General features: G+C 66.4%; 13 protein-coding genes. All 13 read left to right on the forward strand.

All coding sequences use genetic code 11. The annotated features are described in order from the left end of the window. The 13 genes from pgsA (at position 1) to purH (ending at position 12,611) form a co-directional block, all read left to right on the forward strand. Positions 1 to 738, forward strand: a complete 738-nt coding sequence (pgsA, locus tag AC1AXT_RS00715; RefSeq protein WP_476539791.1) for a phosphatidylinositol phosphate synthase — start codon at positions 1 to 3, stop codon at positions 736 to 738. Positions 739 to 744: 6 nt separating this feature from the next. Next, complete coding sequence (locus AC1AXT_RS00720; RefSeq protein ID WP_476539793.1) at positions 745 to 1,755, forward strand: phosphatidylinositol mannoside acyltransferase; 1,011 nt, start codon at positions 745 to 747, stop codon at positions 1,753 to 1,755. A gap of 23 nt (positions 1,756 to 1,778) precedes the next feature. Beyond that, positions 1,779 to 2,984 (forward strand): glycosyltransferase family 4 protein, encoded by a 1,206-nt coding sequence (locus tag AC1AXT_RS00725; protein ID WP_476539795.1) that lies wholly within the window; start codon positions 1,779 to 1,781, stop codon positions 2,982 to 2,984. 57 nt (positions 2,985 to 3,041) lie between these two features. Continuing rightward, on the forward strand, positions 3,042 to 3,797 hold the full coding sequence (locus AC1AXT_RS00730) for a YebC/PmpR family DNA-binding transcriptional regulator (RefSeq protein ID WP_476539797.1): 756 nt from the start codon (positions 3,042 to 3,044) through the stop codon (positions 3,795 to 3,797). A gap of 8 nt (positions 3,798 to 3,805) precedes the next feature. After that, positions 3,806 to 4,387: a crossover junction endodeoxyribonuclease RuvC gene (gene ruvC / locus AC1AXT_RS00735; protein WP_476539799.1), complete on the forward strand. Its 582-nt coding sequence runs from the start codon at positions 3,806 to 3,808 to the stop codon at positions 4,385 to 4,387. Positions 4,388 to 4,429: 42 nt separating this feature from the next. Further along, positions 4,430 to 5,056 (forward strand): Holliday junction branch migration protein RuvA, encoded by a 627-nt coding sequence (ruvA, locus tag AC1AXT_RS00740; protein WP_476539801.1) that lies wholly within the window; start codon positions 4,430 to 4,432, stop codon positions 5,054 to 5,056. An 89-nt stretch (positions 5,057 to 5,145) separates the two neighbouring features. Further along, positions 5,146 to 6,162, forward strand: a complete 1,017-nt coding sequence (ruvB, locus tag AC1AXT_RS00745; RefSeq protein WP_476540495.1) for a Holliday junction branch migration DNA helicase RuvB — start codon at positions 5,146 to 5,148, stop codon at positions 6,160 to 6,162. 98 nt (positions 6,163 to 6,260) lie between these two features. Next, a complete protein-coding gene (locus AC1AXT_RS00750; RefSeq protein ID WP_476540497.1) occupies positions 6,261 to 6,713 on the forward strand; it encodes a preprotein translocase subunit YajC in 453 nt (150 codons plus the stop codon). Positions 6,714 to 6,809: 96 nt separating this feature from the next. Continuing rightward, positions 6,810 to 7,391 carry an adenine phosphoribosyltransferase gene (locus tag AC1AXT_RS00755; protein WP_476539803.1) on the forward strand — a complete coding sequence of 194 codons (582 nt, stop codon included), beginning with the start codon at positions 6,810 to 6,812 and terminating at the stop codon, positions 7,389 to 7,391. Positions 7,392 to 7,452: 61 nt separating this feature from the next. Then, complete coding sequence (sucC, locus tag AC1AXT_RS00760) at positions 7,453 to 8,652, forward strand: ADP-forming succinate--CoA ligase subunit beta (RefSeq protein ID WP_476539805.1); 1,200 nt, start codon at positions 7,453 to 7,455, stop codon at positions 8,650 to 8,652. Then, positions 8,649 to 9,557, forward strand: a complete 909-nt coding sequence (sucD, locus tag AC1AXT_RS00765; RefSeq protein WP_476539807.1) for a succinate--CoA ligase subunit alpha — start codon at positions 8,649 to 8,651, stop codon at positions 9,555 to 9,557. The genes sucC and sucD overlap by 4 nt, the downstream gene beginning before the upstream one ends. A 5-nt stretch (positions 9,558 to 9,562) precedes the next feature. Then, on the forward strand, positions 9,563 to 11,062 hold the full coding sequence (locus tag AC1AXT_RS00770; RefSeq protein WP_476539809.1) for a cell division protein PerM: 1,500 nt from the start codon (positions 9,563 to 9,565) through the stop codon (positions 11,060 to 11,062). Continuing rightward, entirely contained in the window at positions 11,001 to 12,611 is a 1,611-nt protein-coding gene (gene purH / locus AC1AXT_RS00775) for a bifunctional phosphoribosylaminoimidazolecarboxamide formyltransferase/IMP cyclohydrolase (RefSeq protein ID WP_476539811.1), read from the forward strand. The genes AC1AXT_RS00770 and purH overlap by 62 nt, the downstream gene beginning before the upstream one ends. Positions 12,612 to 12,626 lie beyond the last annotated feature (15 nt).

The raw sequence follows: 12,626 nt of genomic DNA on the forward strand, positions 1-12,626 counted from the left end.
ATGCTGGAGAAGCTGAGGCCCGCGTTCAAGCGCGCCATCGAGCCCATCGCCAAGGCCCTGGTGCGCATGGGCCTGACGGCCGACATGATCACGATCATCGGCGCCATCGGAACGACGCTCGTCGGCATCGCCACGGGCATCACCGGATGGCTGTTCTGGGGCGCCGTGGCGCTGACCGTGCTGGTGATGTTCGACTCGCTCGACGGGTCCGTTGCGCAGCTGACGACGGGCGGCACCAAATACGGCGCGTTCCTCGACTCGTCCCTGGACCGCATTGCGGACTGGGGCGTGCTGATGGGCGTGGCGATCTATTTCGGGCGCGAGTTCCTCAGCGCGTCGCGCCCGCATCCGGCCACCACGACCGATACGGTGCTGATCATCGGCCTGGCGTGCACGCTGTACGCGATGATGACGTCGTTCGTCACGCCCTACGTGCGTGCCAGGGCCGAGTCGGTCGGCTATGAGGCGAAGGGCGGCATCGCCACGCGCTCGGACCGCCTCACCATCATCATCATCGGCCTGGCTATCACCGGCCTGGCCAACCTGCCGCTGGTGCTGGTCATCGACATGGCGCTGCTGTGCGTGTTCGGCACGATCACCGTGTTCCAGCGCCTCTTCGAGGTCAAGGCGGCCATGCAGCGCGACGAAGCCATCTACGGCATCGAATACACGCGCCTCGGCCGCGATGGCAGCCTGGCGGCCGCCGCCCACGACGCCGACGAACCGGACAGGCGCTGACGGGCGATGCTCGACCAGGTCATGAGCGCCGTAGCGCGGCATGCGCGCGGCATTCCGGAAGGGGCCGTGCGCGCCGCGTTCGCCGCGGCGGCCGACGCGGCATGGGCCGTGCGCCCCGGTTCGGTACGCCAGCTGGAACGCAATCTGGAGCATGTGCTCGCATGGCGCGACGGCCATGTCGATCGCCGTACGCTGCGGCGCCTGTCGCGCCAGGGCATGCAGTCGTATTTCGCCTATTTCGCCGAGGCCATGACGGTGGCCGGGCGCAGCGAGGAGCAGCTGCGGGCGCGCATCCGGGGCGCCGGCAGCGGCCTGGGGCCAATCACCGAGCAGGCGCACGCGGACCGGCAGTCCGATTCCGCGGCGATAGCGATGGGCCACCAGGGCAACTGGGACTATGCGGGGTTCTGGGCGAAGTTCGACGTGGCCCCCGTGGTGACCGTCGCCGAGCGCCTGGCCAACGAGGAGATGCTGAAGACCTTCGTCGGCATCCGCGAATCGCTGGGCATGCGCATCCTGCTGACGGGCACCCCGCATCTGACGGCCACGCTCGAGCGGGAGCTTGGGCAACCCAACGTCCTCATTCCGCTGCTGGCGGACCGCGACCTGGGACGCAACGGGGAGTTCGTCCGCGCCTTCGGCTCGATCATCCGCGTGGCGCGCGGTCCGGCAACGCTTGCCTACGACACCGGCAAGCCGCTGTACGTCGTGAACATGTGGCGCGAGCCGCTGCACGGGGAGCGCAAGCGCAAGGCGCATGCATCGCAGGGGTACGTCTGCAACGTTTCCGGACCCGTCGACGTCTCCGGACTGGAAGGCATGGACCGCGAGGAGGCGATTGCGGCCATCACCCAGCGCTGGGTCGACGTATGGGCCGAGGGCATCGCCGCGCATCCGGAAAGCTGGCACATGCTGCAGCCGCTGTTCATCGATGACCTGGATCTTTCCCGGATGCACAACGTCCCCCCGTACGTGCTGGAAAGCCTCAAGGCAAGTCAAGGCGGTACGCAACAATAGCGGACGTGTCATCTACTGTTTCCATGAGAAGGAAAATCCGTTCCTCGAAGGGGGAGGGGAACGAAGGCGGCCCGCGCAGGTGCGACCCGTCGCAGCCGCTGCGGGTCGGCATCATCTGCCCCTATTCGTTCGAAACGCCAGGGGGCGTGCAGAACCATATCCGCGATTTCGCGGCCGAACTGATCGCACGCGGGCACAGCGTCTCCGTCTATGCCCCGGGGCGGCGCACGAAGGACATGCCGCTATGGGTGCAGACGAACGGGTCCTCGTTCGCCATTCCCTACAACGGTTCCTGGGCGCATCTGAGCTTTTTCCTGACGGCGGGCGTTTCGGTCAGGCGCTGGGTGGAGCAGGGCCATTTCGACATCCTGCATCTGCACGAGCCCGAGGCGCCGTCGCTGGCCCACAAGCCGCTCGCGATGCGCAACGCGCCCCCGATGGTGGCGACGTTCCACACCTCGTTCGATCCCTATCCGCGCGCGCTCAAGCTGTGCCAGGGGTACCTGGAGAACCGGCTCAAGCCGCTCAAGTCGGCCATTTTCGTGTCTGCGGCTTCCGGAAGGACGGCGGACCACTACCTGCCTGCGGACATGCCGCGCGACACGATTCCCAACGGCGTGGACCGCCAGTTCTTCGCCTCGGCCCAGCCCGATCCACGCTGGACGCCAACGCCGGACGCACCGACCATCGGCTTCCTGGGGCGCATGGGGGAGGAGCGCAAGGGATTCGCCGTCTTCGCCCGCGCCGCCCAGGCACTGGCCGACGCATATCCGGGCGCCCGGTTCCTCGCCGCGGGCGACGGGGAGGAGGACGGCCGGCGCATGCTCGGGAAAATCGACCCTTCCGGCGCGCTGGAAGAGCGTTTTGAATTCCTAGGGCGTATCAGCGAGGACGAGAAGGCTTCCTTCTACCGCTCGCTGACGATGTACGTCGCCCCGCAGACCGGCGGCGAAAGCTTCGGCATCGTGCTCGCCGAGGCGATGGCGGCCGGCTGCCCGGTCGTCGCCTCCGACCTGCCGGCATTCGTCGACGTCACCGAAGAAGGCGCCGACGCTGCGCTGTTTTCCAACGGGGACGCCGAAGACCTTGCCGATACGATGCGGCGGCTGCTGGCCGACCCGGCGCTGCGCGCCCGGCTGGCCACGGCCGGCCAGGAACGGTCCCGCGACTTCGACTGGGGGCGCGTCGTAGACCGGGTCCTCGAGGTCTACGAACGGGCCTTGTCGTAGAAGCGCCATAGAATCTACACGTTTGCAACTATCCGTATAACCTCCCGTAGGAGCATTATGTCAGGTCATTCCAAGTGGGCGACTACCAAGCACAAGAAGGCTGCCATCGACGCCAAGCGCGGCAAGCTGTTCGCCAAGCTCATCAAGAACATTGAAATCGCGGCCCGCCAGGGCGGCGGGGACCCTGACGGCAACCCGGCGCTCTACGACGCCATCTACAAGGCCAAGAAGGCCTCGATGCCCGCCGACAACATCAAGCGCGCCGTCAAGCGCGGTTCCGGCGAAGAAGAGGGCGGCGCCAACTACGAGGACATCGTCTACGAAGGCTACGCGCCTGCCGGCGTCGGCCTGATCATCGAATGCCTTACCGACAACCGCAACCGCGCCGCCGCCGAAGTGCGCTCCACGCTGACGAAGGGCAACGGCTCGCTGGCCACCAGCGGCTCCGTGTCGTTCAATTTCGAGCGCAAGGGCGACATCGAGGTGCCGAGCGAAGGCGTCGACTTCGACGACCTGTTCGAGAAGGCGGCCGAAGCGGGCGCCGAGGACGTCGTCGACAACGGCGAGTTCTTCTCCGTCATCACCGGGCCGTCCGACCTGATCGACGTGCGCAAGGCCCTGCAGGACGCCGGAGTCGACTATGAATCCGCCGACCTGGTCATGATGCCGAAGAACGAAGTCGAGCTCACGCTCGAGGATGCCCAGAAGGTCTCGCGCCTGATCGACAACCTCGACGACCTCGACGACGTGCAGAACATCTACAGCAACTGGACCGCATCCGAAGAGGTCATGGCCCAGCTGGACGAGGAGTAGGGCTCCACGTGATCATCCTTGGCGTTGATCCCGGACTGACGCGGTGCGGGGTCGGCGTAATCGAAGCCGGCGCACACCGCCGGCTTTCGTTTATCCACGTCGACGTCGTGCGCTCGGACCCCAAGGATCCGCAGGACCTGCGCCTGCTGAAAATCTACGACGGCATCGCCGCCAAGCTCGACGAATTCGCTCCCGATACCGTGTCCATCGAGCGCGTGTTCGCGCAGGAGAACCGCGGCACGGTGCTCGGCACCGCGCAGGCGGCCGGCGTGGCGATGCTGGCGGCCGCGCAGCGCGGCATCCCGGTAGCGCTCCATACCCCCAGCGAATCGAAGCTGGCCATCACCGGCAACGGGAAGGCCGAGAAGATCCAGATGGAGCGCATGGTCGCCCGCATCCTCAATCTCAATACGCTGCCCAAGCCGGCGGACGCCGCCGATGCGCTGGCCATCGCCATATGCCATGCGCTGCGGCCGGCCGGCGCCATCCAGGGCGGCGAACGCGAACAGCACCTGACACCAGCACAGCGGCAGTGGGCGAAGGCCGCCCAGAAGGCCGCCAATGGACGCGGCGTCCAGCGCGGCATGTAGCATATAGAACAAATGTTCGAATAATGTTGGGAAGGGGCCGCCATGATCGGCATGCTTGCCGGACGCGTCGTATCGGTCGATGCGGTGTCGGCGCTGATCGACGTCCACGGCATAGGGTTCGTCGTGCGCATGCCGGCGGCCGACTTGGGCGCATTGCACGCCGGAACCGAAACGACGGTATACACGTCGATGTCGGTGTCGCAAGATGCCATCACGCTGTTCGGGTTCCTAGAGGCGTCGGGCCGCACGATGTTCCTGCAACTGCAGAAGGCCAGCGGCATCGGCCCGAAGGTGGCGCTCAGCATCCTCTCGACGCTTTCGGGCGCGCAGATCGCCAAGGCCATTGCCGATGGCGACGCGGCTGCCCTTGCCAAGGCCCCGGGCCTGGGCAAGAAGGGCGCGCAGAAGATCATCCTCGAGCTCAAGGGAACGGTCGCCCTCGATGAGGCCGCGCAGGCCAGCGCGCCCGGCGCACCGGCCCGGCAGCCCGAAGACGCGGGCATCCTGCAGGTCGTCGAGGCGCTGCTCTCCCTGGGCTGGCGCCAGCAGGACGCCCGCGAGGCCGTCGACCACGTCGTCGCGCAGGGGACGTGGCCGCTGCCGCTTTCCCACGAGGACGTGCCCGAGGCGCTGCGGGCCGCGCTGACGTTCCTCGATAAGGGCCGCTAAAGGAGGCATTGTTGACAGCATTCACCCCGTATAGCGAGGAGCCCTACGGCAACGGCTTCAACGAAGGCGCCCAGGAAGAGTCGCTGAGGATGGTTTCGGCCGCCCCGCAGGGTAACGAACCGGTCAGCGACGAGGAACTGCGCCCCCATGTCCTCGACGGATTCATCGGGCAGCCTACGCTCAAGGCGCAGCTGCAGCTGTTTCTCGACGCGGCCCGCAAACGCGACGTCCCTCCGGACCACATCCTGCTGGCAGGCCCTCCCGGCCTGGGCAAGACCACGTTGGCGATGATCGTCGCCAACGAGCTTGGCGTCCCCATCCGCGTCACGTCCGGACCCGCCATCCAGCACGCCGGCGACCTGGCGTCCATCCTCAGTTCGCTGGATGCCGGGGAAGTGCTCTTCATCGACGAGATCCACCGCCTGCCGCGCGCCGCCGAAGAGCTGCTGTACATCGCGATGGAGGATTTCCGCGTCGACGTCATGGTTGGCAAGGGCCCGGGCGCCTCCTCCATTCCGCTGACGCTGCCCCGGTTCACCGTCATCGGAGCCACGACGCGCGAGGGCATGCTGCCGTCGCCGCTGCGTGCCCGGTTTGGCTTCACGGCCCATCTCGACTTCTACCCGCATGACGAGCTGGAGAAGCTGATCTGCCGATCCGCCGGGGTGCTGGGGCTCCAGCTTGCCGATGGCGCCGCGTACCAGCTTGCCATGCGCTCGCGCGGCACGCCGCGCATCGCGAACCGCCTGCTGCGGCGCGTGCGCGACTGGGGCATCGTCCATGAGCTCGACGTCATCGGGCCTAGGGACGTCGAAGAGGCCCTCGCGCTGTACCAGATCGACACCGAGGGGCTCGACCGGCTCGACATCGCCGTCCTCAACGCCATCGTCCGCAATTTCGGCGGAGGTCCGGTGGGGCTGAACAACCTGTCCGCGATGGTCGGCGAGGAAGCGGAAACGGTGGAGACCGTCTGCGAGCCGTACCTGGTGCGCGAAGGGTTCATGATGCGCACGCCGAAAGGCCGCGTCGCCACGGTCAAGGCTTGGCAGCATCTGGGGCTTGCGGCGCCAGACAATACGCCCGGAGATGTCAGCCAGCTATTCTAAGGTGGTGTTCCGGCGGCTGTGCATCCAGAACCCATACACCCCGACATGCAAGGAGTCCCGTCTTGGATTACGTATTTCTCATCATTCTGCTCGTTTTCATGATCGCCATGCTGGTATTCCAGTCCCGCAAGGCGAAGAAGCAGACGCAGGAACTCCAGGACTTCCGCGCGGGCCTGCAGCCGGGTACGGAGGTCATCACCATCGGCGGCGTCATCGGCAAGGTCGTCTCCGTCGACGAGGAATTCGAGGAAATCGTCATCGATTCCGAAGGCTCCCACATCCGGTTCGCCTTCAAGGCCATCAGCAAGGAATACGTGCGCCCGGCGTACGTCCACGACGACGAAGTGGACGAAAACGGCAACCCCCTCGCCTCCGAGCCCGAGCAGATCGAGGGCGCCGACGCGGACAATGCCTCCAAGGCTGCCGCCGAACCGGCCGAGGCTACCGCCGAAACGACTGAAGCGCCTGCCGAGCCGGCTCAGGCCGAGGAAACCATTGAGGCAGAGGAAACCGTCGAAGCCGACGTCGAGGATGCGCCCGCATCCAAATAGCATCCTTCCGCTCATGAAGCTTCGCTGCGCCCGGGCCACCGGGCGCACTTTATTTGTCCACCCGACGCCGATTGCCTCCGGGCAGTAAGGAAATCCATGGCATACAACGACATCGTCCTTGCCGATATCAGCAAGGTCGGCCCCAGCGATGCGCAATATCTCGTTTCGAAAATCCGCACGGTACCGGGTTTCCCGGCCGACGGCATCCTCTTCAGGGACTTCATGCCGGTCTTCGCCGACGCGAAGGCGCTGGCGATCCTGCTCAATGCGCTTCAAGCGGCGCTGCCCGTCGCTGTGGACGACTTCGACCTGATCGCAGGCCTCGAGGCGCGCGGGTTCCTGTTCGGGCCGGCGCTGGCGGCGCGGCTGGGCAAGGGCTTCGTGGCGGTGCGCAAGGCCGGCAAGCTGCCGCCGGAAACGGTAGCCAAAAGCTACTCGCTGGAGTATGGACAGGCCACCGTCGAAGTGGAGCGCAATGCCTTCGAACCCGGTTCACGCGTGCTGATCGTCGACGACCTGATCGCTACCGGCGGATCGGCGCAGGCCGCCCGCGATTTGGTCGAATCCTGCGGCGCGAACGTCGCCGGGTTTAGCTTTGTGATGGAACTCGACGGCCTCGGCGGCGTGAAGTCGCTCGGCGACCATCCCACCAGCTCGCTGCTGCGTATGCCGGCGTAGCCGCGCTACGGGACATGCCGCTTTATATATTTGTTGTAAAAGTCCATTTGGAGAGGACAAGATGGATCTGTACGAATACCAGGCGCGCGAACTGCTCGAAGAGCAGGGCATCCCGACGCCGAAGGGCATCTACGCCCAGAATTCCCACGAAGTCGCCGAGGCGGCCGACAGCCTTGGCTTCCCCGTCGTCGTCAAGGCGCAGGTCAAGACGGGCCACCGCGGGCAGGCCGGCGGCGTGAAGCTCGCGCACGACCGGGAAGAGGCGACGCTGGCTGCCGAGGACATCCTTCCGCGCACCATCAACGGGCACAAGGTCAACGGGGTCCTCGTCGCCGAGGGCAAGAACATCCTGCACGAATACTACGTCTCCATTTCCGTCGACCGTTCTTCGCGCGATTTCGACGTGCTTGCGACGGCCAACGGCGGCACCGAGGTCGAGGAAATCGCCCGCGAGCATCCCGAATCGGTCAAGCGGCTGCATATCGGCGCGCTCGAGGACTTCGACATGGACGCCGCGCGCCGCATGGCCGAAAGCATCGGGTTCTACCATGCCGATACCGAGCAGGCCGCCGACATCCTGCTGCGGATGTGGCGCTGCTTCAAGGACAACGACGCCACGCTCGTGGAAATCAACCCGCTGGCGAAGATCGGCGACCCCGACGACGAATCCAGCAAGTCGCTGTGCGCGCTCGACGCCAAGATCTCGCTCGATGACAACGCGGCGTTCCGCCACGATGGCTGGCAGCGCTTCGCCGATCCGGTCATCGTCGACCCGTTCGAGCAGAAGGCCCGCGAGCATGGGCTGCACTACGTGCATCTCGACGGCGAAGTCGGCGTCATCGGCAATGGCGCAGGGCTCGTCATGAGCTCGCTGGACGCCGTCTCCTACGCCGGCGAGGAACAGGGGACCGGCATCCGCCCTGCGAACTTCCTCGACATCGGCGGCGGCGCTTCGGCGGAAACGATGTGCCGCAGCCTGGAAATCGTCCTGTCGGACCCGAAGGTCGAATCGGTGCTGATCAACGTCTACGGCGGCCTTACGTCGTGCGAGCTGGTGGCCCAGGGCATCCTCGAAGCCATCGACCAGCTCGGCGTCATCAAGCCGCTGGTCGTGCGCTTTGACGGCAACGCCGCCTCGCAGGGCCTGCAGACTCTGAAGGAATCCGCAAACCGCAACATCCATGTTGCGCAGACCATGGAGGAAGCCGCCGCCACGGCGGCGCGCCTCGCCGCGCATGGCAAGGAGGGGAAGGCACAGTGAGCGCTTTCATCGAGGACAACGCGCCGGTCATCGTCCAGGGCATGACCGGCCATCAAGGCATGACCCATACGGCACGCATGCTCAAGGCGGGAACCAACATCGTAGGCGGCGTCAATCCGCGCAAGGCCGGCACGACGGTGCGTTTCGAAGGGCGCAACGGCGAAGACGTCGACGTGCCGGTGTTCGCCACCGTCGAGGAAGCCCGGGACGCCACCGGCGCGCAGGCCAGCGTCGTATTCGTGCCGCCGCGCTTCGCGCGCGACGCGGTCGTCGAGGCGGTCAATGCGCATATCGGCACCGTCGTCGTCATCACCGAAGGCATTCCGGTAGCCGACAGCGCGTACTTCGTGCAGCTGGCGCAGCGCGAAGGCGTGCGCATCGTGGGACCGAACTGCCCGGGCCTCATGACCTTCGGCACCCCCCAGGAGCCCGGCATCAATCTCGGCATCATCCCCGACGGCATCGCGCCGCGCGGCCCCCTGGGGCTGGTCTCCAAGTCGGGCACGCTGACCTATCAGATGCTGGCGGAGCTCAGCGACATCGGCTTCACGGCCTGCCTGGGCGCCGGCGGCGACCCGATTGTCGGCACGACGCTGCAGGAGGCGCTGGCCGAGTTCGAAGCGGACCCCGACACGAAGGCCGTCGTCATGATCGGCGAAATCGGGGGCAGCGCGGAGCAGGAAGCGGCCCAGTGGGCCAGCGAGCATATGACCAAGCCGCTCGTCGCCTACATCGCCGGGTTCACCGCTCCCGAAGGCAAGCAGATGGGCCACGCAGGCGCCATCGTTTCGGGGGGCAAGGGCACCGCCCAGGACAAGAAGGACGCCCTGGAAGCGGCCGGCATTCCGGTCGGCAAGACCCCGCGCCAGGCAGCCGAGCTGATGCGTTCCCTGCTCGCATCCTGACTTCCATGATGATGGATCGGCTCAAGCCCTATGTCCGCGGCGTCATGCTCGCCGCATGCGCCATGGTGATCTACGCGGTGTCGCTGGGGTTCTTCCTGGCGCTTGCGCTGCTCGTCATCGCCATGGAGGAGGGCGGTAATTCGCTGGCTTCCTACACGGTGCCGCTGACGCAGGCCGTCGTGCTGCTCTCGCAGGGGACCGGCTTCCATGCCGGCGGCATCACCGTCGGCATCACGCCGCTGCTGCTCAGCCTCGCCCTGATCATGCTGATCCGGGCGCTGGCAAGGCATTTCTCCACCGATATACGCGCCTGGGCTTGCGGAGCCATCGTCTGGGGCGCCGTCAACGCGCTGTTCACCCATGGACTCGACGTCGCCCTCAATGATTCGGCGGCCGTGGCCGTCCTGAAAAGCGTGCTGGTGTTCAGCATCGGCTTCGCGTGGGCGGCGGTGCCCCGTTCGCGCATGATGCTCAGGTCCAGGACCTATTGCCGGGCCCATATTTCCCAGCCCGTACGCCACGCCGTCTGCGTGGGCACCATGCTGGCCCTCGTGTTGCTCGGCTGCTACGTCGTCATCGGGGTGGGCACCGTCGTCGCCTGGATCATCCTCGACCACGGCGCGATGGCGAGCCTGTTCTCGATGCTCGGCATGCAGAACGGTTCGCGGATCTTCATGTGCCTGATGGCGCTGGCATGGCTTCCCAACGTCGCGCTCTGGGCGCTGTCATGGCTGTTCGGAGGCGCCTTCCATATCGGCTCGATCGCGACGTTCTCGCTGTGGTCTGGCAGCGCCTCCGATCTGCCGTCCCTGCCGGTCTTCGCGTTGTTCCCGGCCGCCGTCGACAACGCGACCGTACGTACCGTGGTCATGGTGATCCCGGTTGCGGTCAGCCTGCTCGCCGCCCTGGTATGCTTCCTGGTGCCCAAGGGCTTCCCGCTCTTTGCCAAGCCCTCCGGCGAACACCGCAGCGACGCCCGGCAGGTGCTGGTGGGGTTCGCCTATCCTGCGGGCGCGTTCTGCATTGCGGCGGTGCTCGTATCGCTGGGGTCCAGCCTGCTGTTCCTGCTGTCCAATGGTTCGCTGGGCAGCGACCGCCTCAAGAGCATCGGCGTCGACGTTGCGCAATCCACCCAATGCGTTGCGCGCCCGACGGCCATGGGCCTGTTCGGCGCATGGCTCGTCGCGGTCATTGCGTTCGCCGCCGTCTTCACCGTGCGCTGGCTATTCCAGCGCCGTCGTTCCACCAAGATTTCCGCCTCCGCTCCAGCGCCGGCGGCAGCTTCCAGCCAGCCAAAGCGCAGGCCCCAGGGCCCGCGCTCGGCGCGTTCGGACCGTGCACTGCGCACGGACCGGGCGAAAGGGGGCGCAACCACCCAACAACCCACAGGAACGAAGGCGCCGCGGCGCGTGAATTCCACTGTACCCACGAAGGAGAGCAAGGGTGACCACCAACCGACCGTTACGACGGGCATTAGTGTCGATCTACCACAAGGAAGGGATTGAGGTACTCGCTAAGGCGTTCATCGAAGCGGGCACCGAAGTCGTGTCCACCGGTTCCACCGCCAAGCGCCTCGCTGAGCTTGGCGTCAACGTCACCGAAGTCAGCGAAGTCACCGGCTTCCCCGAGTGCCTGGATGGCCGCGTCAAGACGCTCGACCCCCATATCCATGCCGGCATCCTGGCCGACATGACCAACCCCGACCACGCCGCCCAGCTGGAGGAGTTCGGCATCAAGCCGTTCGACCTCGTCGTCGTCAATCTCTATCCGTTCGCCGACACCGTCCGTTCAGGCGCCGGCGAAGCCGACGTCATCGAGAAGATCGACATCGGCGGACCTTCGATGGTACGCGGCGCAGCCAAGAACAGCGCGACCGTCGCCATCGTCACCGATCCGGCCGACTATGCGCTCGTGGCCCAGCGCGTCGCCAATGGCGAAGGCTTCTCCCTCGAGGAACGCCGCTGGCTGGCAGGCAAGGCCTTCGCCCACACGGCCGCCTACGACGCGACGATTGGCGAATGGACGTCGAAGCACTGGCCCAAGCCCGCCACCGTGCAGGACGGCGCCGAAGAGGGCGACCCGGCATTCCCGGACGCCTTCACCGGTACCTGGGATCTGCAGCATACGCTGCGCTACGGCGAGAACCCGCACCAGCAGGCCGCGCTGTACGCCGACCCGCTGGACGTGCACAGCTTCGCGCATGCCGAGCAGCTTGGCGGCAAGCCGATGAGCTACAACAACTACGTGGACGCCGATGCCGCCTGGCGCGCCGTGTGGGATTTCGCGCCTGAAATCGCCGTCGCCGTCGTCAAGCACAACAACCCCTGCGGCCTCGCGGTGGGCAGGACGGCTGCCGAAGCCCATCGCCGCGCCCATGCCTGCGACCCGATGAGCGCCTACGGCGGCGTTATCGCCGTCAACTCCACGGTGACGCTGGAAATGGCCGAAAGCGTGCGCCCGATCTTCACCGAAGTCATCGTGGCCCCGGACTACGACGCCGACGCGCTGGAGCTGCTGCAGACCAAGAAGAAGAACCTGCGCATCCTCAAGGTCGCCGAGCGCCCCCATACCACCCGGCAGTTCCGCCAGATCGACGGCGGCCTGCTCGTGCAGTCGATGGACCTGATCGACGCGGCCGGCGACGATCCGGCCAACTGGACGCTGGTGGCCGGCGAAGCAGCGGACGACAAGACGCTCAAGGACCTCGAGTTCGCGTGGCGCGCCGTGCGCTGCGTCAAGTCGAACGCCATCCTCATCGCTCGCGACGAGGCGACTGTCGGCATCGGCATGGGGCAGGTCAACCGCGTGGATTCCGCCAACCTCGCCGTCGAACGCGCCAATACGCTCGACGATGGCAGGAACCGCACCGAGGGGGCCGTGGCCGCTTCCGATGCGTTCTTCCCGTTCGCCGACGGCGCCGAGATTCTCATCGCCGCCGGCGTCAAGGCCATCGTGCAGCCCGGCGGCTCGATCCGCGACGAAGAGGTCATCGAGGCGGCCCGCAAGGCAGGCATTACGATGTACACGACGGGTACCCGTCACTTCTTCCACTGACCGGCTGCCGGCGTG

This window comes from Bifidobacterium sp. LH_450 (genome assembly GCF_056356715.1).

What these genes read in the sequence shown, in the direction of transcription:
- pgsA (WP_476539791.1), top strand. Translation starts at nt 1, where the DNA reads ATGCTGGAGAAGCTGAGGCCCGCGTTCAAGCGCGCCATCGAGCCCATC.
- AC1AXT_RS00720 (WP_476539793.1), top strand. Translation starts at nt 745, where the DNA reads ATGCTCGACCAGGTCATGAGCGCCGTAGCGCGGCATGCGCGCGGCATT.
- AC1AXT_RS00725 (WP_476539795.1), top strand. Translation starts at nt 1,779, where the DNA reads ATGAGAAGGAAAATCCGTTCCTCGAAGGGGGAGGGGAACGAAGGCGGC.
- AC1AXT_RS00730 (WP_476539797.1), top strand. Translation starts at nt 3,042, where the DNA reads ATGTCAGGTCATTCCAAGTGGGCGACTACCAAGCACAAGAAGGCTGCC.
- ruvA (WP_476539801.1), top strand. Translation starts at nt 4,430, where the DNA reads ATGATCGGCATGCTTGCCGGACGCGTCGTATCGGTCGATGCGGTGTCG.
- ruvB (WP_476540495.1), top strand. Translation starts at nt 5,146, where the DNA reads ATGGTTTCGGCCGCCCCGCAGGGTAACGAACCGGTCAGCGACGAGGAA.
- AC1AXT_RS00750 (WP_476540497.1), top strand. Translation starts at nt 6,261, where the DNA reads ATGATCGCCATGCTGGTATTCCAGTCCCGCAAGGCGAAGAAGCAGACG.
- AC1AXT_RS00755 (WP_476539803.1), top strand. Translation starts at nt 6,810, where the DNA reads ATGGCATACAACGACATCGTCCTTGCCGATATCAGCAAGGTCGGCCCC.
- sucC (WP_476539805.1), top strand. Translation starts at nt 7,453, where the DNA reads ATGGATCTGTACGAATACCAGGCGCGCGAACTGCTCGAAGAGCAGGGC.
- AC1AXT_RS00770 (WP_476539809.1), top strand. Translation starts at nt 9,563, where the DNA reads ATGATGATGGATCGGCTCAAGCCCTATGTCCGCGGCGTCATGCTCGCC.